The sequence below is a fragment of the Paenibacillus sp. PK3_47 genome (assembly GCF_023520895.1).
Taxonomy (GTDB): Bacteria; Bacillota; Bacilli; order Paenibacillales; family Paenibacillaceae; genus Paenibacillus_AQ.
Window position 1 is genome coordinate 5,705,317 of record NZ_CP026029.1, and the last position, 20,909, is coordinate 5,726,225.

The 20,909-nt window shown below is 50.4% G+C and carries 18 protein-coding genes and 1 riboswitch; of the genes, 8 read left to right on the forward strand and 10 right to left on the reverse strand.

All coding sequences use genetic code 11. The annotated features are described in order from the left end of the window. Positions 1-183: 183 nt before the first annotated feature. Positions 184-804 carry a flavin reductase family protein gene (locus C2I18_RS24825; RefSeq protein ID WP_249898389.1) on the reverse strand — a complete coding sequence of 207 codons (621 nt, stop codon included), beginning with the start codon at positions 802-804 and terminating at the stop codon, positions 184-186. 95 nt (positions 805-899) lie between these two features. Here C2I18_RS24825 and C2I18_RS24830 point away from each other — a divergent pair, with 95 nt between their 5' ends. After that, positions 900-1,616 carry an ArsR/SmtB family transcription factor gene (locus C2I18_RS24830; protein ID WP_249898390.1) on the forward strand — a complete coding sequence of 239 codons (717 nt, stop codon included), beginning with the start codon at positions 900-902 and terminating at the stop codon, positions 1,614-1,616. Between the two features lie 60 nt (positions 1,617-1,676). Here the strand turns inward: C2I18_RS24830 and C2I18_RS24835 are convergent, their stop codons facing one another. Continuing rightward, entirely contained in the window at positions 1,677-3,305 is a 1,629-nt protein-coding gene (locus C2I18_RS24835; RefSeq protein ID WP_249902229.1) for a histidine kinase N-terminal 7TM domain-containing diguanylate cyclase, read from the reverse strand. 182 nt (positions 3,306-3,487) lie between these two features. On the opposite strand from C2I18_RS24835, the gene hprK reads away from it, so the two are divergent. The 3 genes from hprK (at position 3,488) to C2I18_RS24850 (ending at position 6,365) form a co-directional block, all read left to right on the forward strand. After that, positions 3,488-4,405, forward strand: a complete 918-nt coding sequence (gene hprK / locus C2I18_RS24840) for an HPr(Ser) kinase/phosphatase (RefSeq protein WP_249898391.1) — start codon at positions 3,488-3,490, stop codon at positions 4,403-4,405. A gap of 187 nt (positions 4,406-4,592) precedes the next feature. Beyond that, a riboswitch (cyclic di-GMP riboswitch) is annotated at positions 4,593-4,682 on the forward strand. 255 nt (positions 4,683-4,937) lie between these two features. After that, positions 4,938-5,297, forward strand: a complete 360-nt coding sequence (locus tag C2I18_RS24845) for a hypothetical protein (protein ID WP_249898392.1) — start codon at positions 4,938-4,940, stop codon at positions 5,295-5,297. A gap of 78 nt (positions 5,298-5,375) precedes the next feature. Then, positions 5,376-6,365: a ketoacyl-ACP synthase III gene (locus C2I18_RS24850; protein WP_249902230.1), complete on the forward strand. Its 990-nt coding sequence runs from the start codon at positions 5,376-5,378 to the stop codon at positions 6,363-6,365. Positions 6,366-6,439: 74 nt separating this feature from the next. On the opposite strand, the gene C2I18_RS24855 is transcribed toward C2I18_RS24850, so the two are convergent. Together C2I18_RS24855 and C2I18_RS24860 are read right to left on the reverse strand one after the other, a co-directional pair. Beyond that, complete coding sequence (locus tag C2I18_RS24855) at positions 6,440-7,132, reverse strand: L,D-transpeptidase family protein (protein ID WP_249898393.1); 693 nt, start codon at positions 7,130-7,132, stop codon at positions 6,440-6,442. A 333-nt stretch (positions 7,133-7,465) separates the two neighbouring features. Beyond that, positions 7,466-8,695 (reverse strand): MFS transporter, encoded by a 1,230-nt coding sequence (locus C2I18_RS24860; RefSeq protein ID WP_249898394.1) that lies wholly within the window; start codon positions 8,693-8,695, stop codon positions 7,466-7,468. A gap of 204 nt (positions 8,696-8,899) precedes the next feature. Here C2I18_RS24860 and C2I18_RS24865 point away from each other — a divergent pair, with 204 nt between their 5' ends. Then, a complete protein-coding gene (locus tag C2I18_RS24865) occupies positions 8,900-9,883 on the forward strand; it encodes a diaminopimelate dehydrogenase (RefSeq protein ID WP_249898395.1) in 984 nt (327 codons plus the stop codon). An 811-nt stretch (positions 9,884-10,694) separates the two neighbouring features. Here the strand turns inward: C2I18_RS24865 and gdhA are convergent. Further along, the gene (gdhA, locus tag C2I18_RS24870; protein WP_249898396.1) at positions 10,695-12,068 is read right to left on the reverse strand and encodes an NADP-specific glutamate dehydrogenase; all 1,374 of its coding nucleotides are present in this window, start codon (positions 12,066-12,068) and stop codon (positions 10,695-10,697) included. A gap of 612 nt (positions 12,069-12,680) precedes the next feature. Between gdhA and C2I18_RS24875 the strand changes: the two genes are divergently transcribed. The 3 genes from C2I18_RS24875 (at position 12,681) to C2I18_RS24885 (ending at position 15,796) form a co-directional block, all read left to right on the forward strand. Then, on the forward strand, positions 12,681-13,595 hold the full coding sequence (locus C2I18_RS24875; protein ID WP_249898397.1) for a class I SAM-dependent methyltransferase: 915 nt from the start codon (positions 12,681-12,683) through the stop codon (positions 13,593-13,595). A 71-nt stretch (positions 13,596-13,666) separates the two neighbouring features. Continuing rightward, on the forward strand, positions 13,667-14,611 hold the full coding sequence (locus C2I18_RS24880; RefSeq protein WP_249898398.1) for a hypothetical protein: 945 nt from the start codon (positions 13,667-13,669) through the stop codon (positions 14,609-14,611). A 225-nt stretch (positions 14,612-14,836) separates the two neighbouring features. Beyond that, the gene (locus C2I18_RS24885; RefSeq protein ID WP_249898399.1) at positions 14,837-15,796 is read left to right on the forward strand and encodes an ABC transporter substrate-binding protein; all 960 of its coding nucleotides are present in this window, start codon (positions 14,837-14,839) and stop codon (positions 15,794-15,796) included. Between the two features lie 86 nt (positions 15,797-15,882). Here the strand turns inward: C2I18_RS24885 and C2I18_RS24890 are convergent, their stop codons facing one another. The 5 genes from C2I18_RS24890 to nikA are packed head-to-tail and all read right to left on the reverse strand — an operon-like array spanning position 15,883 to position 20,743. Further along, on the reverse strand, positions 15,883-16,650 hold the full coding sequence (locus C2I18_RS24890) for an ABC transporter ATP-binding protein (RefSeq protein WP_249898400.1): 768 nt from the start codon (positions 16,648-16,650) through the stop codon (positions 15,883-15,885). Continuing rightward, complete coding sequence (locus C2I18_RS24895) at positions 16,647-17,438, reverse strand: ABC transporter ATP-binding protein (protein WP_342760360.1); 792 nt, start codon at positions 17,436-17,438, stop codon at positions 16,647-16,649. Before C2I18_RS24895 ends, C2I18_RS24890 begins: the two co-directional genes overlap by 4 nt. Further along, entirely contained in the window at positions 17,438-18,286 is an 849-nt protein-coding gene (gene nikC, locus C2I18_RS24900; protein WP_249898402.1) for a nickel transporter permease, read from the reverse strand. The genes C2I18_RS24895 and nikC overlap by 1 nt, the downstream gene beginning before the upstream one ends. Position 18,287: 1 nt before the next feature. After that, positions 18,288-19,229, reverse strand: a complete 942-nt coding sequence (gene nikB, locus C2I18_RS24905) for a nickel ABC transporter permease (protein WP_249898403.1) — start codon at positions 19,227-19,229, stop codon at positions 18,288-18,290. Next, complete coding sequence (gene nikA, locus C2I18_RS24910) at positions 19,229-20,743, reverse strand: nickel ABC transporter substrate-binding protein (protein WP_249898404.1); 1,515 nt, start codon at positions 20,741-20,743, stop codon at positions 19,229-19,231. Before nikA ends, nikB begins: the two co-directional genes overlap by 1 nt. Positions 20,744-20,909: the final 166 nt, after the last annotated feature.

The following is a 20,909-nucleotide window of genomic DNA, read 5'->3' on the forward strand; positions in this document are numbered from 1 at the left end:
AATTTCTCCTGCTATTTCTTCATCTATTCATGTAATCAGGATGCTAGCGGGAAAATCTCCACTTATATATTCCCAATCCGCCCGTAATGGTGAAAAAACGCCGTATTAAATGGAGGTTTTCCAGCTAAGCTGCATAAATAATGAAAATTGGTGAAATTAAGTGGAGAAAATCCCTTTAAAGAATCAGATTTCCGCCCTGAACGTTCTGCCCAGCTGATCCCCCAGGCCGAAGTAATGACGGAAATTATAGATCAGCGGACTCCATTTTTGCGGATCGATATGACTGCCGTGAGTAATAATATCCTTATGGGCATGCACTTGTACTGCCCTGGCCTCTATGACCGCAAAATCAGGAGAATGCTCCGGCACCCGGATATTCAGCACAGCGGCTTCGATTTGCAGCGGACATTCGGCTATACGTGCCGGCTTTACAGTCACTGAAGCAGCAGGCGTTAGCCCGCTGGCGGCGAATTTATCTTTTAGAAAAGTGAAACCGTATTGCTGCTTATCTTCCGGAACAGGATATTTGCCGGTATACGGAGCCAGCCGTTCCACCTCTTTCCAAAGCGAAGGGCCCGGGATATTCACTACACACTCAGGGTGCCGCTCCAGGTTATGAAACGCTTGTCCGCCTATGCCCAGTCCGAGCACAATACAGTCTCCGAGTGCCCAGGAGGAAGAGATCGGGCTGATATTTACCGTGCCGTCTTCATTTAAAGTGCTTAGCAGGATTACCGGAGTGCCGTAGTACAGAATGGCGGGTTTAATCATTTCTGATGGCGGCAGCTGGTTCGTATTATTCATGGAATAGTTCCCCCTGTTGATGTTTTCTGCTCCAATTGTATAATACATATAGTTCAAGTATCATCGAAGTATGGAATGCAAAGAGGGTGTCAACAATGAAAACCGCTTCAAACCTGGCTCAGATTGCAGCTCTGGTGAGTGAAGATTCGCGGGCTGTAATTTTATCTGTTTTGATGGATGGAAGATTTCATGCAGCGGGCGAGCTCGCCTATATGGCAGGGATACAGCCGCAGACAGCAAGCTTCCATTTGGCAAAAATGGTTCAGGCGGGTGCAGTTGCCGTTGAAAAACAAGGAAGGCACCGCTACTACGGAATAAAGGATCAGCAAGTTGCCCAGGTGATGGAATCTTTATTGTTCCTTGCGCCTCCGGTTGAAATCAAGTCGCTGCGGCAGTCAGCAGAAGATCAAGCGCTCCGTTATGCACGAACCTGTTATGATCACCTGGCGGGGAGTCTGGGCGTCCAATTGACTAAGGCACTCCTGAATACCGGTGTTCTATGTGAAGAACTGGAAGGGTATGAGGTTACCGGATACGGGGAAAAGATTTTTACAGACCTTCTGATTGACCTGGAGCAGGTGAGGAAGAAAAAGCGGTCGTTCTCACACAAGTGTCTGGACTGGAGCGAAAGACGCCACCATCTCGCCGGCGCATTAGGAAATGCCATTCTGGAAAAGCTGCTGGAAATGCATTGGGTGCAGCGGCACCCTGCGTCACGGGCTATCAGCATTACTTCCGAGGGGGAGAAGGGGCTTAGAGAAGTGTTTTCGCTGGATATCAATGAATTGGCGGTATTAGGCAAAAATAAATAAAGACCTGTCCCCCGAAACGGATTCGGACAGATCTTTAGGATTCACTGGGGCCAATACACTCTATCTCCTGACCGGAACAATCCGGTTGCGGCCCTGATTTTTGGCTTCATAGAGCGCTATGTCTACAGTTTTGAACAAATCGCTCAGATAAGCTGAGGCGTCCTCAGGTTCCGGGACCGAGAAGCTGCGGATACTCAGCAGCCCCATGCTAATGGTTACGGATACAGGATGCTTCGCATTTTCGATGTTTATCAGGTTCGTCTCAATGCCGGATTTGAAGATTTCTGCTAACTGCAGCGCCTGCGGCTCATCGGTGTCCGGTAAATAAATAATGAATTCTTCACCGCCGTAACGGGCCAGAATATCAGCGGGTCTTAACGACTCCTGAAGCCTCTCAACCGTACTGCAAATTACAGCATCACCGGCCAAATGCCCGTAACGGTCGTTCACCGTCTTGAAGTAATCGATATCCAGCAATATTAGTGCTGAGGGGGTTTCAACCTCGCGGCTCCTGATGACCTCCTGCTCCAGCTGCTGGGTCAGATAATGACGGTTATAGCATCCGGTCAGGCTGTCGGTAATCGCCATCTTCGTCAGTTTGCGGTTGCTCTGGAACAGCTCCTCCTGGACTTTAATCAGGGAAGCGTTGCGTTCCTGCAGGATCGAATTCTGCTGATTGGTCTCGTCAATGAGCCGGCGGAGTTCCGTAATGTCCTGGAATGTGATTATCCGTCCGACCCTGACATTGCTGACCATGATTGGTGCGGCATGAATGCTGATGAAGAGCTGTATGCCGGGGTGGAACAGTTCAATTTCAGCTATTTCATGCGGCCGCTCCCGGTATTTATGCAGGAAACGTTCCATCCTGACTGAATTTCCGGGTAAAAAAGCGGCCATCTCAAACCGGTCACCAATGGTCAGATGTCTGTACGGATAGAGGGCCTGATTGATTTCAATGACTTTCTCATGATCATCGAGCACCAGGACTCCATATTCCATCGTATCTATGATATCCTGATGGGCAATGGTGACAATATCAAACACTTTATCCTGGTGAATGGTAACAATAAAGAAAATGGCTGATACTACAATGCCCAGCGAGGTAAAGCCCGGAATAACAGGCAGGAAATCGTCCAGCACCACATTGAGAAAGACATCAAGCATCAGGAACACAGTGACTGCTATGATCCCTTTGAGCATGTTCATGATCTGATTTTTGATCCGTCCGGCCTGCCCGGAGACAAGCGCAACGTAAATAATATAGAATGAAACGATGGCATGAATGATAAGAATCAGCATATTCACCCAGAATACCGGGCCATAAGTTCTTTCGGCATATCCGCCGTTAACCGGCTGCACGAACCAGCCGTTCGGATTCAGCACTACACCCAAAGAGGAGAGAAAGGCCGGCACGAACAGCAGCATTAATATTTTCCGGTTCAAAAACTGCGACTGGCCTGACAGCAGGATTGTGAAGAAGATCCAGCCGGTGGTCAGCAGCGAAGCATCCACAAAGGCAAGCTTTACATAAAACAGCTGATAGACAGGGTCATCTACGGTTTTGATGGCGAACTGGCAGTAGGGCCATACCATCATGGAAAAATGAAAGAGCAAATAGACTTTATGCAATTTTGTAATGGTTACGGTAGCAAATATGTATATGAATAATAGAAACAAAATAAAGCACATGATGAGATCAATCCATGACTCCAAAGCCACCGGGCCGCACCTTCTTGCTATTATGGAAGTGATATTCTACATGGGTCTGAAGTCTTATATATTGATTTTAATATATAATTAGTATGAAAATTTTTCAAGTTTTTTAGAAGTTTAAACTAAACGTTACTATCTTTTTGCAGGAGGGAAACAACATGAAGTCGGTTACTGTACAAAGTCTAACGGAGAAATTTCAGCTTGAAGTGCTGGCGGGAGCCAGCCGGATGGACCGTCCAGTTACCCGTCCGCGCACGCACAGACCGGGGCTGGAGTTTGTCGGATATTTTGATTTTTTTCCTATGGAGCGGGTACAGGTGCTCGGCCGTAAGGAAATTAACTATTTATTGACGCTTAGTGTGGAAGACCGCAAGCTGCATATCGGGAACATCGTCAAATATCATCCGCCGTGTTTTATAGTGACCTCAGGCCAGCAGGAGATCCCTTATTTGACACTGTTCTGTGATCAGGAAGGGATTCCGCTGCTGCGGACAACAGACACAACCACTGAGTTCATTGCCAAGCTGGACAGTTATCTGGTCAAAACACTTGCGCCGGAAATGTCTATTCATGGTGTATGTGTGAATGTATCCGGTATAGGTATTCTGCTCAGGGGCAAATCCGGAATCGGCAAAAGCGAAACTGCACATACGCTCATCAGAAGAGGCCACCGGTTTGTGGCAGACGATATAGTGGTACTAAAAAAGCTGGGGCCGGCTACACTGCTCGGTACCCATAACGAGACCACCCGCGAATTCCTGGCACTGCGCAGTGTCGGCCTGATCAATGTCGTCAGACAATACGGACGCAGGGCTTTCCAGGATGAAACGCGGATCGTGCTCGATATTGAGCTGGCCCCATGGCGGGAGAATGCGCTGAACAATGAGCTGGAGGTCGTTCCCCAGTTCACCGAATATCTCGGTGTCCAGATTCCGCATATGGAAATCCAGCTTCAGCCGGGCCGTGACGTTGCCGGCCTCATTGAGGCGGCGGCCAACAACTGGTATCTTAAGCAGCTTGGCTACAGCGCGGTTGAAGAGTTTATGAAGCGGATCGAAGATGGAATGCAGTCTTAAAGTTACATATAACAACCAAAGCAGCAGTTAAGGACCGTATTTTTTACAGCCTTAACTGCTGTTATTTTAAATATTCAAAATATTCAGATATTGCGAAGAAAAAGAAGGAAATATGACTGCTGCTGTCGAAATATAAATTCACATAGATAATAAATACCAAAATATGTTTTATTCTGAAGCGCCAGCTGATGAACAAAGGCAACTCCGCCGAAAGGCGGAAGACGCAAAGCTACCGGTCTAAACCGCTTCAAAGCGGCATGACAGCGGGGATACTCATATAGTTTGGTTTTTTGTTGTCTAAATACAACAATAGTAGATTAGTAGACATGTTGAGGAGGGTTTTGCCGGGACAATATACATAAATGGAAGCAGAGTTCTGCAAAATGTTGAAAAATTTATGATTATTTGTCTGAAAATATCAAAAAAGAGGCAAGAAATGTCGATATTAACTAAGCTATGTCATGAATTTCATTGCTGAGCTCATGAATCTCTCAGCTTAGAATCAAAACAATCAGAGGAGTGTCAATACAAGATGATCGCAGAAACTAAGATGTATCCGGAATCCAACACTATTTTTATCAGCCTCCACGGTTTTGCCGATTTGGATGAAACCATCAAAGAAGTAGATATTTTCGAGAATAATATGCCGTCATTGCCGCTTAAAGATATGTCCCTAATCATCGATTGCAGTGATATGGCGCCATTCAAAGCTGAAATCCTGCCTGTACTTGAACGCTGCTACGTTTTGTACAACGCGTTTAAGCATTGTGTGCTCGTCAATCCGCAAAAGGTTGTTGCCAAATCCCAGCTGCAGAGAGTAGCTCCCAAAGCCGGATTTGCAGGACACTTTGTAGATACCGTTGATGAAGCTTGGGCGATTGTGAAGGGTTAAGCGTTAACGGGAGATCAAATTCTTTTCAATGAAATACATTACAAATCTACTGGCAAAGGGTGGTCAAACTTGGCTAATGTGAGAATAGTAAGTACTGAAGTGTACCATCCGGCAACGAAGGTCAGCAATGAAGAATTGGCTGTCCAGGCGGGGGAAGCAGCAGGGAAGCTTATCGGGATTTGGGAGTATTTTGGACGCAAGGATCGTTATTATGCAGAGAGCTATGAAGAAAGCACGCTCTTTATGGGAATAGAAGCGGCAAAAGCATTACTTAAAAAAACCGGGCTTGCCGGAGAAGATCTGGATATGATTGTATTCTCCTCAGGCACTCATGACTTCAGCGCACCGACGGATGCTGCTTTTGTTCACCAGGCTTTAAAGGGTAAAGAAAATTGTATTGTGTATGACAGCAATGCAAACTGTGTAGGGATGGTTGTCGCTGCTGACCAGGCGGCCCGTTCTATGATTACGAACCGCAAAGTGAAATACGCGCTTATTGTAGGATCGGAACAAATTGCCAGGTTTTATAAAGAAGGGGACTTGGCGTCAAAAGGTCTCTGCGGAGATGCGGCCTGCGCGGTCTTGTTGGAGCGTGTAGAGGACACAGACGCCGGTCTGATTGATTCCGCATACTACACCAATACGCAAAGAGCCGAGGATATGCAGTTTCCTGCAGGCGGGATGACACAGATTTACGGCGAGCATATGACGCTTGAGGAGAAGAAAATTTATCTTCATCCGGAATATAACGTCAATGTGGCATTCCCGACAGCGGTAACGAATATTGAAATGCTGCTGCAGGAGCATGGACTGCAGAAAAGTGACATCACCCACTATATTCTCAGCCAGCTGAATCTCAGTGTCATCAAAGATATTGCCGGCAATTTGCAGGAAGACATTACTAAATTCCCGTACATTGGCGATATCTATGGCTACACAGGGACCAGCAGCCCGTTCATCACGCTTCATCATGCCATTAAAGACGGCACCCTGGTTCCAGGGGACCTGTTCGTACTGTGGTCTGTCGGAGCGGGGATTACCAGCTGTGCCACCCTGTGGAAGCTGTAATCCGATTTCTGCTGAGTTAAGAAGCAGCATCTATACAATTAATCAGACCCTGTGCCGGCCGGCACAGGGTCTTTTCAGTCCGCCAATCCGATGGCAATGGACGGTGACTTCGCGGGATCGAGCAGGGCCATCAGCTTAAGCAGATTGCTCTCGGACATGGCAATGCAGCCTGCTGTCGGCTGGTTTGCGCCCTTCCAGATATGCAGAAAGATCGCGCTGCCTTTCCCGGACACTACCGGAGCAGTGTTGTATCCTATGACCACAGCATATTTGTAAAGCGGGTGCTGAAGACGCTCATAGGAAGACCAGCGCAGGCCCGGATGACCGTCATAGGTTACCCACTGGTTATACTGTTCTGAAGCAGGATCATCAATCCAGAAATCCTTACTGGTTGTTTTCGTATATTCAAGCTTGAGATTCCCCGGTGCATCACCGGTTCCGAACGCCGGACCCAGCGGATACACACCGGAAGGCGTCCGCCCGTCTCCTTCTCTGATTTTACCGGTACCTCCGCGGCCCAAAGTTACGGGAATGCCGGCCAGAGCCGGGGACCATTTACCGTCACGCTTTTCATATAAAGTTAACAGCCCTGTTTGTGACTTTGCGGTTCGTGCAGTAACCACAACGGTCTGGCTGGAATTTAGAAGTGCAGCCTTGTAAGGCCAGGAGGCGGTGAAGCCCGCAGCAGAGGTCCGGTGAGCAGCAGGGATATACAGAAGAAGGAAGAGCAGCGCCGCGGCAATCAGAATGGACAAACGTCTGAACATATCAATTCCCCCTTTACTGCTTATTACCTCAGCAGGTTCCGGGGGAATCCGGGTTATGCGGGGATTTGGAGCGGCAGTCTTTTTTCAAGAGCAGAATCTGCTGTTCTCTATGCTCTGCAAGCTCACGGAACTGGGAAATGGTGTCTCTCATTTTGTGCAGGGCCTGGGTCCGGTAAACTTCAGGATTAACCCCTCTTATAAAGTAGATTTGGGTGCTCCTCCTGCTGCTTCGTATTACTTGGCGAAAAACGGGAACAATTTATTACCAGCATGGAATACAAAAAAAGCCCGCATCCGGCGCGGGCCTTCTGTTCAAGTATGATGATGCAAAAATTAATGTGCTGCGCGTTCTCTCTTGCGGTACATCTGAAGCAGTACATACGAGAGGACAAAAGCTCCTGTAACCAGCCAAAGCGGAATCCGCGGATCCAGCTTGTATGCCCAGCCGCCGATAATGCCGGCAGGTGCGGTAAAGAGCAGAATGAGTACGGACAGCACGGAGAATACCTTCGCTCTTTTATCATCATCAATTGCATTCTGTACAGCAGCTTCCAGGTATGGCGAGCTGATCATTAACCCGACTGCTGCCAGAATGGTGCTGAGCCCGATCCAGACCAGATTAGAAGAAGGATACAGCACCAGCATGACATTGGAAAGGGCGGAAAGGGCGAACCCGGCCATCATGGAACGGTTGGCGCTTTTCTCCGGGATTTTCGGCATAATCAGCCACAGCGTAATCAGCATAATCACTGAGGACACCGCAGGGAACAATGACAGGATGCCGTTATCCATATGCAGGTAATCAGCCAGATAGAGCGACAGGTAAGTCGTCTTCAGGGTAGCCTGGAAATTGAACAGAATGTAGACTGCGAAGATCAGCAGCAGGGTGCTGTCTCCCCAAAGCTCGCGGAAAGCGCCGCCGTATTCGGTCATAATCTGCTTGAGTCCGAGACCGCGGGTTTCCTTGCGCTTCTGTATGCCGGCTTCTGTCTCACGGGTGGTCAGGTGACGGCCGACGAACTGGAAGGTCATCATGACAAAGGCCAGCACGTACATAATACGCATGCCGCTTACCATTCCGTAATGGGCAACAAGCAGCCCGCCAAGCGGTGCGAACAAGCCGCCGATCACGCTGATGATCTGAAGCAGCGTAAAGACATAGGTACGGTCGGAAGGCTTCGTATCTTCAACAATCAGGCAGTAGAAGGCGATATGCGGTACACGCTGGAACCCGTTAATGAACGCAGCTGCCACAAAGAACCAGAAGTTCTGTGAAACGGCCCACAGGATGGTGGCCAGACTCCAGCTCAGCAGGTCGAAATATAAAATGGCCCGCTTGCGGCCCAGCCTGTCCGTCAAGTATCCGCTGATTAAAGATGAGAAGACCTGCACGATCAGGCCGATGGTGGTGACCCAGCCGATGTTCACTTCCGTCAGGCCGAGCTCGTACATATACAAGGTGGCGTAAGTGGAGAACATGCTGAACGGGATCAGGAAAAACGGTTCGAATGCGAGGCAGCCGCGGCTGTTGCCCTGCAGACGGGGGAATAAATGTCGTGCCATAATGTTTCCTCCGGGTTGTCGTTAGTAGGATGGCTTACAAGCCTTTATCGTATATGAAAATACTAAAAAATAAAAGCATAAAGAGGAAAATAATACTTATAGAATAATTAGACTGGCGAAAAATGTTGACATATGATGTAATGAATATATGTAATTAAAAATACTATATTACCCGGAATAATAATCCGGCAGGGGAGGATCATCATGAGCAGCACGATTAGAGTAGGAATTGCAGGGTACGGCAATTTGGGAAGAGGCGTACAGCAGGCCATTAAGCAAAATCCCGATATGGAACTGGTAGCGGTCTTTACACGCAGAGATCCGGAAGAGCTGGCTAAGGTGACCGGAGTGCCGACGGCACGTTTGTCGGATGCTGCGGACTACATAGATCAGATCGATGTAATGATCCTATGCGGAGGATCTGCAACAGATCTGCCGGAGCAGACACCGGAGCTGGTCAAGCTTTTCAATACGGTTGACAGCTTCGATACTCACGCCAAAATCCCGGAATTTTATGAAAAAGTAAATGCCGCAGCTCTCGAAGGCGGCAAGGTCGGGGTTATCTCCACAGGCTGGGATCCGGGCTTGTTCTCCATGAACCGCCTGCTGATGCAGGCTGTACTGCCGGAAGGCGTAGACTATACCTTCTGGGGAACCGGAGTCAGCCAGGGGCATTCCGATGCCATCCGCCGCGTACCGGGCGTCAAAGCCGGTGTTCAGTACACTGTGCCGGTACAGGAAGTGATTGAGCGTATCCGCTCCGGAGAAACGCCTTCGCTGACAACACGCGAGAAACACCGCCGTGACTGCTTTGTCGTAGCAGAAGAGGGGGCAGACCAGGAGGCAATCCGCAGCACGATCGTGAACATGCCGGACTATTTCGCCGACTATGATACCACGGTAACCTTCATCTCGGAAGCGGAGCTGGCTGCAGAGCATTCCGGCATGCCGCACGGCGGCTTTGTCATCCGCAGTGCTGTCACGGGCAGCGGCAGCAAGCAAATTGCCGAATTCGGCCTGAAGCTGGACAGCAATCCTGAGTTCACCGCCAGCGTACTTATCGCTTACGCAAGAGCAGCTATCCGTTTGAGCCGGGAAGGGGCCAGCGGGGCTAAATCCGTGTTCGACATTCCGCTGGGTTATCTTTCCCCGAAATCAGGGGAAGAGCTGCGCCGCGCATTGCTGTAGGCGTGCCTGTAATTGGCTGTAGTATGTTTAAGGGGATTTATCAGGCTGTCGGGAAAGTCTCGACAGCCTGATTTACGTGATTTTGATGTCATACGGCACTAGGTCAACAATTGCCGGCTCCAACCCACCCATCGTCCCGCGCGCACCAGAACGTACTGATTGCTTGGCAGGCTAATGCTAAAAATTCCTGTATACGCTTAGTGTTCAGCTTAGACAACAAACAAGGGCGCTTCGCATGATGGGGGAAGGGGCGGAAGCCTTACAAACCGAACAGGTGGCACTTACTATGAAGCCTAACGGACCCCGGGTCCGTTATTTTGCGCTGGAGGCGTGTTTTGAAATCCTAACGGACCACAGTTCCTTTATTTCATCCCAAAGGTTGTAATTTACCCGACATTTGGCGGAATAAAGGAACTACAGTCCGTTAGCGGTGGAAACGGGGCGATTGCTTACAAATAACGGATGCTGGGTCCGTTAGATGGATAAGGGGAGGGGTATATAACGGATGAAGTGTGCGTTTAACATGGAGGAGCGTGCCCGCAGACCTATTTGCCGCCCGGACCTTGAAGCTGAACAGCATGGCCGGCATGCAAAATAAGCAAAATTTGCTCAACCAGCCCCGGTGCCCACACCAATGGATGCACAATTCTAGGGCAGACGGCCAAATGTCATTGGACAATTATACTTTATCTAACTCGCTAAAATTCCATTGTTTCAGGAGTTATATCTATTACGCAAAAAGGACGTGCCGTTTATTCCGGCACGTCCTTTTTAAATATGTGGCAACTAAGTTTAGGCTGCTGCTGTCAGATTAGACAACACCCTGAGCCAGCATCGTATCCGCCACTTTCAAAAAGCCTGCGATATTGGCACCTGCAACCAGGTTGCCCGGCATACCATATTCATCGGCTGCGCTGACGGCGCTGCGGTAAATATTCTTCATGATCTGGCGCAGCCGTTCATCGACTTCCTCGAACGACCAGGAGAGCCGGAGCCCGTTCTGGCTCATCTCAAGCCCGGATACGGCTACCCCGCCGGCATTGGCTGCCTTGGCTGGTCCGAACAGGATCTGTTGCTCCAGGAAGTGATCTATAGCTGACAGCGTAGACGGCATGTTGGCGCCCTCTCCGACAGCAATTACCCCGTTCGCAACAAGTGTCCGTGCGGCTTCCTCATCAAGCTCGTTCTGTGTGGCACAAGGCAGTGCGATGGAGCAGGGCAGGCTCCAGATGCCGGTGCTGCCTTCCGTATACACAGCATGCGGATGCTCCTTGACGTATTCGCTGATCCGTGAGCGCTCCTGCTCCTTTAATCTTTTGAGCGTTCCGAGATTAATGCCTTCCGGATCATGGATGTAGCCGCCGGAGTCGCTGCAGGCAATGACATGTGCGCCGAGCTGCTGCAGTTTTTCTATAGCATATATGGAGACATTGCCCGAACCGGATACAACAACCGATTGATCCCGGAAGTCCAGCCCTTTCGCAGCCAGCATTTCCTGGACAAAATACACCAGGCCGTATCCCGTAGCTTCCTTTCTCGCCAGACTTCCGCCGTACAGCAGGCCCTTGCCTGTCAGAACACCGGCTTCGTGGCCGCCGCGGATTCTTTTATATTGTCCGAACATATAGCCGATCTCGCGAGCGCCTACACCAATGTCGCCGGCAGGAATGTCGGTGTCAGGTCCGATATGCCGGTACAGCTCAGTCATAAAGCTCTGGGCGAAGGACATAACCTCCCGGTCCGATTTGCCTTTGGGATCAAAATCAGAGCCGCCTTTGCCGCCTCCGATGGGCAGTCCGGTCAACGCATTTTTAAAAATCTGCTCAAAGCCCAAAAACTTCACAATCCCTAAGTAGACAGAAGGGTGGAAGCGTAGTCCGCCTTTATAAGGTCCGATCGCACTGTTGAACTGCACGCGGTATCCGCGGTTGACTTGAATGTTGCCGGCATCATCGTACCATGGAACTCTGAAGGAAATGCTCCGCTCCGGTTCGACCAGCCGCTCGAGGATGGAATTCTCCATGTAGTGGGGATGGCGTTCCAGCACTGGCACCAATGTATCGAGGATCTCCTTGACGGCTTGGTGGAATTCGCGCTCCTGCGGATCGCGGTGCTGAACCTCTTCATATACACGCTGTACATAGGCTTTGGCCGAGGAATGGGCTTCTGAATGGATGGTTGACACTTAATTGAACACTCCTGTCTGGTTGGATTGAATAAATACCGAATATCTTAAATATTTATTAATTATTAAAATGAATCTTACTAAAACCTGACATGAAAATGCCAATTAAATATTTTTTGTAGGCTTATCAATAATTTCTATAAAGTTTACAGTTTGTGTTATGTATAAGCGGAGAAACGGGGCTCGTTGACCTGGGGGAGAACTCAATGTACTCGAATTTTCGCGTACATTTGGCTTGGTTACCCTCGCAGCGACGCATTATACTCGATTTTTCGCGTACAATTGGCTTGGTGACCCCCGCAGCGCGCATTATACTCGAATTTTCACATGCGACGGGTTGTCAGAACTGTTGATCTAAATACCAAAGGAAGGGTAGTTAAGGGAATGACGGGTGCGTTAAATTTGTTACAGTTCATAGTGGGGAAGAAGCGATAATCAGAGGTTTTCAATAAACTGTAAAACACAGTTAACAATAAAAAAACTCCGCCATGAATGTGGCGAAGTTGTGAATTTTATAAATATGTTACCTTTATTATACCACAAATTAACAAATAAATCAAGTATTGTTTACTCTGCCGCCTCAATGCTACAACAGATATGAGGTGATTTTACATGGAAAAGAAAAGCTTAACCGCACTGGTGAGCGCATTCGCAAGAGCGCATCATGCGGAGCAGAACAGGGTCACCATTTTTAATGATTCACTTGCCAGGCAGCTTCTAACCGATGAAGAATACGAAGGGATCTCCGGCAATATGGCCCAGGGGATTGCATTTTTTCAGCCGGATTTTGCGGGTTCCCGGGAGGAGACACTGCGCAGAGTAGCGGATCATCAGCTGTCGCCAACGCCGCTCGGCAGGGCTGCTTTTGCGGAAAAGGCACTGGAAACGGCGGTGCTGCTGGGTGCCGGGCAGTATCTTATTTTTGCAGCAGGATATGATACCTTCGCCTATCGTCAGCCCGAGTGGGGCAAGAACCTGCAGATCTTTGAAATCGATCATCCTGCCACCGCTGCAGACAAACAACGCCGTCTATCCATGCTGCATGCAGACAAACCTTCCAACCTGCATTTCATACCGGGTGATTTACGTGAACGTGATTGGCAGACCGAGCTTTTGGCAGCTCCGGACTTTCACCCGGAACAGATCAGCTTCTGCAGTCTGCTGGGGATCAGCTATTATTTGCCCAAGGATGCATTTAAGCAGCTTGTAGCGGCAATAACTTCAATACTTCCAACCGGCAGCACGCTAGTCTTTGATTATCCGGACGAATGGACATTCACTCCGCAGGCAGGGGAAAGAGCGCAAAAACAGCTCATGATGGCCGCAAGTGCCGGCGAACCGATGCAGGCGAGCTATTCCTATACTGAAATGGAACAGCTTCTGCAGGAAGTGAATCTGCTGATTTATCAGCATTTGACGCCGGATGAGATCACTGCCCAGCTGTTTAAAGCCTACAACGACAGTCAGCCTGACCATCCCATGACCGCATTTGACAACGTGAATTACTGCCTGGCGGTTAAAAGATAACGTTTCACCCTTTTCACAAATGTCCAATAACTGGGGTAGGAACAAAAGATCCCCTTACAGGAGGACTTTCAATGAGGCACAAGGCAAAATCTGTTACTGGCTGGAGCAAAGGAATGCTGCTCCTTATCGCGCTTACAGTGGGGAGCGGGGTTACAGCAGTTAATGAACAGCCCGCAGCGGCAGCAGCGGCGGCTTCCCGGGATGCCCAAGCAGTCTATAACCAGTTCCAGAAGTATATCCGCATCCCCTCAAGCCTTGTCCAGGCACGCAATTACTTAATCAACCATATTGATGAAGCCGGCTCCTGGTATGCAACGGTGATGACACTGCAGCTGGAAAATGCGCAAAAGGCTGAACTGGAGCGCTTCTCCGAGAAAATCTATCCGGAAAAGGTGCAGAATGCGATTGAAGCATCGGCAGCTAACAATGGTCTTACCTATACCGGCCTGCTCCGCGGAATCCAGGATACACAGATCCGCCGGCTGATCCAGGAAACCTGGGATAAAGGCTATAAGCTGGAGAGCAGTGAGGGGATGTATTATCCGGTCTTGCACTATGAGGGATTTAAGGTGTTCAGGCCCTACGTGGGTAAGGACATCTCTTCCTATATAGATATTATGGCAGCTGAAAGCAACCAGCCGTCAGAATACGATGCCGGAATCGTTATCACATGGGATGAGCTGATTGGCCGAACAGCGGTTATGAGCGATTTTGTACAGGACTATCCGAAGTCGAACAGAACGGCAGCCATCCGGCAGGAGCTTCAATATTCCGCTGTCAAAATGTTTTACGGATCCGACAACACGCCGGCTTATGATCCGCAGACCCAAGCTCTTGATCCTGAGCTCCGCAGAGCTTATGAGGATGTCCTGCTCGAAGGTCCCGGAAACAATGGAATCTTTGGAATTCTGCACAAGCTGATGCCTCTGCTGGATGCGTCAGGCAACATCCTTACTCCGGAAGTTTCAGAGTATCTGAAAGAAGAATTAGCGCCTTATACTGAAATCTATAACTGAGCCGTTACTGCTAAACCATCATGAATGACAATGTTAGCCGCACACCCGCCAGGCCGGCAGCTGCCCGTGAGAGCAGACTGCCGGCCTGTATTATTTTGCGGAAAAAAGGAAATCGTCCAGATTATTTTCGCATAAAGTCCATGTTCAAACGTGAAAGTTTTAACTATCATAGATTTATGATAATGATTATCATTATTAATAAATAGATGGAGAGTGGTCAAGGGGATGTTGAAGAAAATCAGAGGTTTAGTGCTTGCCGGTGTAATGGTAATTGGTGCAGGTTCTGCCGTCAGCGCGAATGCAGCGCCGGTAAATGTAGCTAAGGCTTCCACTGCAACGCATAAAATTACTTACAAGGGCAAGCAATACACCGTTCCTGTCAAAACAGACAAAATTGTTATTACCGGTGCTGTGGAGGCGCTCGAAGATGCGCTGGTGCTTAACTTCAAGCCGAAGGGGGCCCTGACTGTAGGGGGCGATTTCCCGGCTATTTTTTCAAAAATAACTGCAGGTGTTCAGCCGATCGGAGAGAAGACAGAACCTGATCTTGAGGCGATCCTGAAGCTTAAGCCTGAGGTCATTCTCAGCAGTACGAAATTCCCGGCTGAAACCAACGCAAAGCTGGCTAAAATTGCGACTACCATTCCAGTATCACATATATCAACCGATTGGATGGACAACCTGAAGCTGCTGGCGGCACTGACCGGCAAACAGAAGGAAGCGACACAATCCATCGTTAAATATCAGAAGGAACTGAAGGTAGTCAAAGCCAAGCTTGCTCCGAAGCTGAAAAATAAAAAGGTAGTGGCGCTTCGCGTCCGCTCCGGCAACCTGTACCTCTATCCAAAGGATGTATTCTTTAACCGTTCGCTGTATGCGGATCTGGGCGCAGCGGTACCGAAGGAAATCCAGCAGGCGAAAGCCCAGCAGCTGGTTTCGCTGGAAGCCTTTGCGGCTATCAACCCGGATTACCTGTTCGTTCAGTTCTCGGAAGATGAGAACAAGGACAATCCGAAAGCCCTCGCCGAGCTGCAGAAGAACCCGATCTGGAAGAACCTTAAGGCTGTCAAGAACGGCAATGTATACGTAAACCTTGTGGACCCGCTCGCCCAAGGCGGAACCGCATACAGCAAGTTTGCTTTTATCGAAGCTTTGAAGAAAACCAATCTTTATACGGGTAAATAAAAGCAAAGAATCCCTTCCCGCAGGACTCCGGAAGATCCCCATGACATCATGGGGACGGAGTGAACCGGGAGGGGATTTTGTCATTTCTAAAAGATAGAGATCAATTCTTTAGTATATGGATGCCTATCGTCAGCAAACATTTCAGCCTTGGCGAACTCGTCGACCAGCCGGCCCTCCTGCATAACCATAATGCGGCGGCTCATCCGGTTCACTGCGGCCAGGTCGTGAGAAATGAACAGATAGGCCAGATTCAGGCTGCGCTGAAGCTGCTCCAGCAGGTCCAGAACAGCACCTTGCGACAGCACGTCCAGGCTTGCTGTCGGTTCGTCCAGCACAACCAGTGCCGGCTCTATGCTGATTGCGCGGGCAATGGTTACCCGCTGCTTTTGGCCGCCGCTCAGCTCGTGAGGGTAACAATCGGCCAGCGAAGGGGAGAGCCCGACAGCTTCCAGCAATTCACTGATGAATGCTGCCCTGGAGGAACAGCTGAAGTAGGTATGCTTCATCCGGGTGTTGTACTGCTCGTACGGGTCCAGCAGGGAATCTTTGACTTTAAGCCTGGGATTAAGCGCAGCGGACGGATTTTGAAATACGATCTGCATGTCCCTGCGGTAAGGATTCAGCTCCTTTTCGTTAAGGGCTTCAATACGCTGACCCTGGAAGGTTATAATGCCGCCGCTCACCGGCTCCAGGCGCAGCAGGCAGCGTGCCAGCGTGCTTTTGCCGCAGCCGCTCTCGCCGACCAGGCCCAGGCATTCTCCGCGGTTCAGCTGAAACGATACCCCTTGGACAGCCTGTCTGCCGCTTTTGTATTCCTTGCGCAGCTGCTCTACGGCCAGCAAAGGCGCGGTCATAAATTCACCTCCGGCAATCCGGAAGCCAGGCGGGAGAGCACAGGTGCGGCTGCAATCAATTGCCGGGTATACTCATGCCGTGCATGGTCGAGCACACGGTGTGTGCCGCCGGACTCCACGATCCGGCCTTCCTTCATGACCGCAATCCGGTCCGTATATCTTCTGACATGACGCCAGTCATGGGTAATAAAAAGGATGGCGCAGCCGGTGTCCTCCCGCAGCTGCTGAAGAAGGCTGAGAATGCGGTGGCCTGTAACACTGTCCAGTGCTGTGGTGACTTCGTCTGCAATCAGGACATCCGGTGAGAACAGCAGGGCCAGCGCGATGGAAGCCCGCTGCAGCTGGCCTCCGCTGAGCTGAAAGGGATAGGATTTTGCCAGATTGCCGCTTAGGCCCACGGATTCGAGAGAAGAGCTGATCACACTTTTTGCAGCACTCAGACTGTTTTTATCGTGCATTTTAAGAGCCTCTGTGAAATGCTGGCCGATCGTGCGGAACGGGGCGAAGGAGGCCTGATAATCCTGGAAAATATAAGACAGTCTATGTCCAAGTACTTTCCGTACGTTTCTGCGGTTCATGGCCAGCAGGTCCTGTCCGCCTAACCGGATGCTGCCGTCCGCAGAAAGGCCCGGGGGAAGCAATTGGCCGGCGCTGCGGGAGAGCAGGCTTTTACCGCTTCCGCTTTGGCCGACAAGAGCATGCCATTCTCCCGGCTGGACGCCGAGGGATACCCCGTCTACCAGCGTTCTTGTCCGGCTGCGGATGGTGACCTCTTCAAATTGCAGCATCAATGCCGCACCTCCTTTTTGACATCATAATAATCCCGCAGTACATCGCCCAGCATGCTGATGCACAGTACTACAAGTACAATGGCCAGTCCGGGGTAGATCATCAGCTCCGGTGCAAGCTGGAAATAGGGTCTGGAGTCATTCAGCATGGCTCCCCATTCCGGTGTAGGCGGCTGAACACCCAGACCTATGTAAGACAATGATGAAATCAGGAGAATCACCTTACCCAGATCCAGACTGGCCAGAACGAGCACCTGCCCGGCAATATGCGGCAGCAGATGCTTCCTCAGCATTGTTACAGAGGATAATCCGTTGGTCCGGGCTGCCAGCATATAATCCTGCCGGGACTCGGTGATTACAGTAGTGCGCACGACACGGGCGTAGCTTACCCATTTCACCATCACGATGGCTATGACCATACTGTTCAGTCCGGGTCCGAGCAGCCCGCTGAGCACGATAACGACGATCATGTCCGGAAAAGCGAGGAATCCGTCCGCTGTACGCATAAATATACGGTCAAGCCACCCGCCCTTGTATCCGGCGATCATTCCCGTCAAGGTGCCGATACTCAGGGCAGCCAGGAGTGCAAGCACGCTGTAGCCGATCGTCTGCCGGCCTCCCAGGATTAAGCGGGTGAGTACATCACGGCCGAGATGGTCTGTTCCCAGCGGATGGGTAAGGCTCATTCCCTGCAGGCGGTTACCCAGATCCGTAAGTGAAGGATCATGCCGGAGTATAACTGAAGAATAGGCAATAACGAGCAGAAGGAGGCTGCCGAAGACCGCAACGGCGCTGATTTGCAGTTTTTTTCTTAGCTGTGCCGGCATCCGGTTCATCGGACGTATCATCTTACATTTCCCTCCCCTTCAGCCTGATCTGCGGATTTAAGTACCGGTTAAGCAGATCTACAGCCGTATTAACAATAAACACTGTGACAGCCATGACCAGGATATATCCCTGGATAAGCGGATAATCGCGCTGCCGGATCGAATCCACGACCAGCCTGCCGATTCCCGGATAGGCGAACAGCACCTCAATCACGACAACGCCGCCGATCAGGCTGCCCAGACTGACTCCGAATACAGTGATAACCGGCGGCAGACTATGGCGGAACGCATAGGACCAGAAGATTCTCCGCTCTGACAATCCGCGTGCTCTTCCGGCAACAATGAACTCTTCTGCCAGTGATTCCAGCAGGCTTGAGCGCAAAAGCCGGAGATAGACGCTGGAGATAGCCAGTCCCAAAGTAAGGGAAGGCAGAATAATAGAAGTCATGCCGTCCCGTCCCATGGTCGGCAGCCAGCCCAGCTGGACACCAAAAAGGTCAATCAGAAGGAGGCCCAGCCAGAAGCTGGGCACAGCGGCCCCGATAACGGATAAAGCACGGCTTATCTGGTCAATCCAGCTGTCCCTGTACAGTGCCGACAGAGAAGCGAGAGGCAGCGTAACGATCATCATGACTGCAAGTGAGCCAAAGGTCAGCTCCAGCGTTGCCGGCAGGCTGCCTGCGAGCAGCTCCGTGACAGGCTGCCCGGTTGCGTAAGAATTGCCGAAATCGAGTCTGACGAACTTCAGCAGCCATTCCCCGTACTGAACCATCAGGTGATCATTGAACCCCATCTCTTCCCGGAGCTGCTCAATTTGTTCGTGGCTGACGGAGAGCTCGTCTGCGTTCAGAATGGTTAAAGCCGGATCCCCGGGTGCCAGCCGGATAAACAGAAAACTGATAAAGGTGATGAACAGCAGGAACAGTGCGACCTCCAGAAACTTACGTAAAATAATCTTTAGCATTATTCCCGGATATCCAGCTGATTGGTAATCATGTAGTATTCACTGCGCGATGTCACCCAGTTTTTGACCTTGTTTTTGTTATAGGCCACGATGGTGGACGGATGCAGGATGAACGAATTGATCACCTGCTCATGGACATAGCTGGCGGCCTTCTCTGCCAGTGCGGCGCGTTCAGAAGGATCTACTGTACGGTTAAGCTCGTCAATGATTGCGGTCAGCTCAGGCTGTTCAACGCCGCTGAAATTCAAGGCTCCAGCCGGATGGTAGGTGGCATTCAAATAATATCCGGCATCCCCGCGCGGCGCGGTCAGATTGCTGTAGGTGGCCAAATCCCAGTCCCGGTGTGAAGCCATATAGTCTTCCGGCGTATCAATTTGGCGGATTTCGACCTGGATGCCGATCCGTTTGGCGTCAGACTGGAACACCTGGGCTATTAAAGGCAAATCGGCACGGGCACTGTAAGTCAGCAGTACGAGCTCAAGAGGGACTCCGTTCTTCTGCATCACTCCATCCTGCTGTGTATATCCGGCTTCAGTTAAATACTGGATTGCCGCTTGTTCCCCGGCAGGGCCTGGCTCAAATGACGGAGCAAACGGCAGGGAGGGTAGGAACGGTCCCTTCGCCGCTTCTCCATAACCGAGAAGAATCGTATCCACAATCTCCTGGCGGTTAATCAGGGCATCTACTGCACGGCGGACATGGATATCCTGCATGCTCTCGCGTTCCATGTTCATCGTCATCTGATGGACCCGGAAGGTAGAAGTTGCTTCGACTTCGATCCCGTCCTCCGCACGCAGCACTTCAAGGCTCTCTACCTCAGGACGGTATACAATGTCTACCTGGCCGGACTGCAGGGCAAGTGTACGGGCATTGGCATCCTCATTGAATGAGAAGGTGACGGCATCCAGCTGCGCGGCTCCGTCCCAGTAAGCTTCGTAACGTTCAACTTCCAGCTTGCTTCCAGGGGCAAAAGAAGCCAGCTTGAACGGGCCGGTGCCGGTGAGCTGCTGATTGAAATCTTCCTCAGTGACATCAATAATCGAGACGTTCGGGTTCACCAGTTCACTGATAAATTCAGGGAACGGCTGGGTTGTAGTAATATGTAACAGATTTCCATCTGCTTCTATATGTTCGATATGGAGTGCATTCTTGATTGCGGCGCTCTCCCGGATCGCTCTTTCCAGTGAGGCCTTGACTGCGGGGCCATCCATGGCCTTGCCGTTATGGAAGGTTATGCCTTCGCGAAGCTTCACGGTCCAGTGCTGGCCGTCAGTGCCTTCCCAGGATTCCGCCAGCCACGGGACAACCTTGAGCTGCTCTTCATCCAGCTTGACCAGCGTCTCGGTAATGCCGGCGCGCAGCGGAACATAGCTGGAGTCTACATGCGGGTCAAGGGAACGGGTCGAGAAATTATACAGGAAGTGAATATGTTTTCGTTCTGCAGTCCCTTCTTGCTCCGGGGGGGTTCCGGCATTTTGGGAACAGGCGCTTAACAGAATCAGGACCATAAGCATGGTAAGGCTGAAACCTAATTTAAGCGGTTTTCCGGAAGAAAAATAACGTAAGAAAGACGTATGGGGAATTGTTTTCATGCTGCACCTCTTAATTAGTAATAGTTACGAATTAGTATATTATCGTAAAGTTTACGATTAATCAACTATAAAAAAGAACAGCAGAGAT

Excerpts from the sequence above, each read along its gene's own strand:
- C2I18_RS24825 (WP_249898389.1), bottom strand. The coding sequence starts at position 804 with ATGAATAATACGAACCAGCTGCCGCCATCAGAAATGATTAAACCCGCC.
- C2I18_RS24830 (WP_249898390.1), top strand. The coding sequence starts at position 900 with ATGAAAACCGCTTCAAACCTGGCTCAGATTGCAGCTCTGGTGAGTGAA.
- C2I18_RS24835 (WP_249902229.1), bottom strand. The coding sequence starts at position 3,305 with ATGTGCTTTATTTTGTTTCTATTATTCATATACATATTTGCTACCGTA.
- hprK (WP_249898391.1), top strand. The coding sequence starts at position 3,488 with ATGAAGTCGGTTACTGTACAAAGTCTAACGGAGAAATTTCAGCTTGAA.
- C2I18_RS24845 (WP_249898392.1), top strand. The coding sequence starts at position 4,938 with ATGATCGCAGAAACTAAGATGTATCCGGAATCCAACACTATTTTTATC.
- C2I18_RS24855 (WP_249898393.1), bottom strand. The coding sequence starts at position 7,132 with ATGTTCAGACGTTTGTCCATTCTGATTGCCGCGGCGCTGCTCTTCCTT.
- C2I18_RS24860 (WP_249898394.1), bottom strand. The coding sequence starts at position 8,695 with ATGGCACGACATTTATTCCCCCGTCTGCAGGGCAACAGCCGCGGCTGC.
- C2I18_RS24865 (WP_249898395.1), top strand. The coding sequence starts at position 8,900 with ATGAGCAGCACGATTAGAGTAGGAATTGCAGGGTACGGCAATTTGGGA.
- C2I18_RS24875 (WP_249898397.1), top strand. The coding sequence starts at position 12,681 with ATGGAAAAGAAAAGCTTAACCGCACTGGTGAGCGCATTCGCAAGAGCG.
- C2I18_RS24880 (WP_249898398.1), top strand. The coding sequence starts at position 13,667 with ATGAGGCACAAGGCAAAATCTGTTACTGGCTGGAGCAAAGGAATGCTG.
- C2I18_RS24885 (WP_249898399.1), top strand. The coding sequence starts at position 14,837 with ATGTTGAAGAAAATCAGAGGTTTAGTGCTTGCCGGTGTAATGGTAATT.
- C2I18_RS24890 (WP_249898400.1), bottom strand. The coding sequence starts at position 16,650 with ATGACCGCGCCTTTGCTGGCCGTAGAGCAGCTGCGCAAGGAATACAAA.
- C2I18_RS24895 (WP_342760360.1), bottom strand. The coding sequence starts at position 17,438 with ATGCTGCAATTTGAAGAGGTCACCATCCGCAGCCGGACAAGAACGCTG.
- nikC (WP_249898402.1), bottom strand. The coding sequence starts at position 18,286 with ATGATACGTCCGATGAACCGGATGCCGGCACAGCTAAGAAAAAAACTG.
- nikB (WP_249898403.1), bottom strand. The coding sequence starts at position 19,229 with ATGCTAAAGATTATTTTACGTAAGTTTCTGGAGGTCGCACTGTTCCTG.
- nikA (WP_249898404.1), bottom strand. The coding sequence starts at position 20,743 with ATGCTTATGGTCCTGATTCTGTTAAGCGCCTGTTCCCAAAATGCCGGA.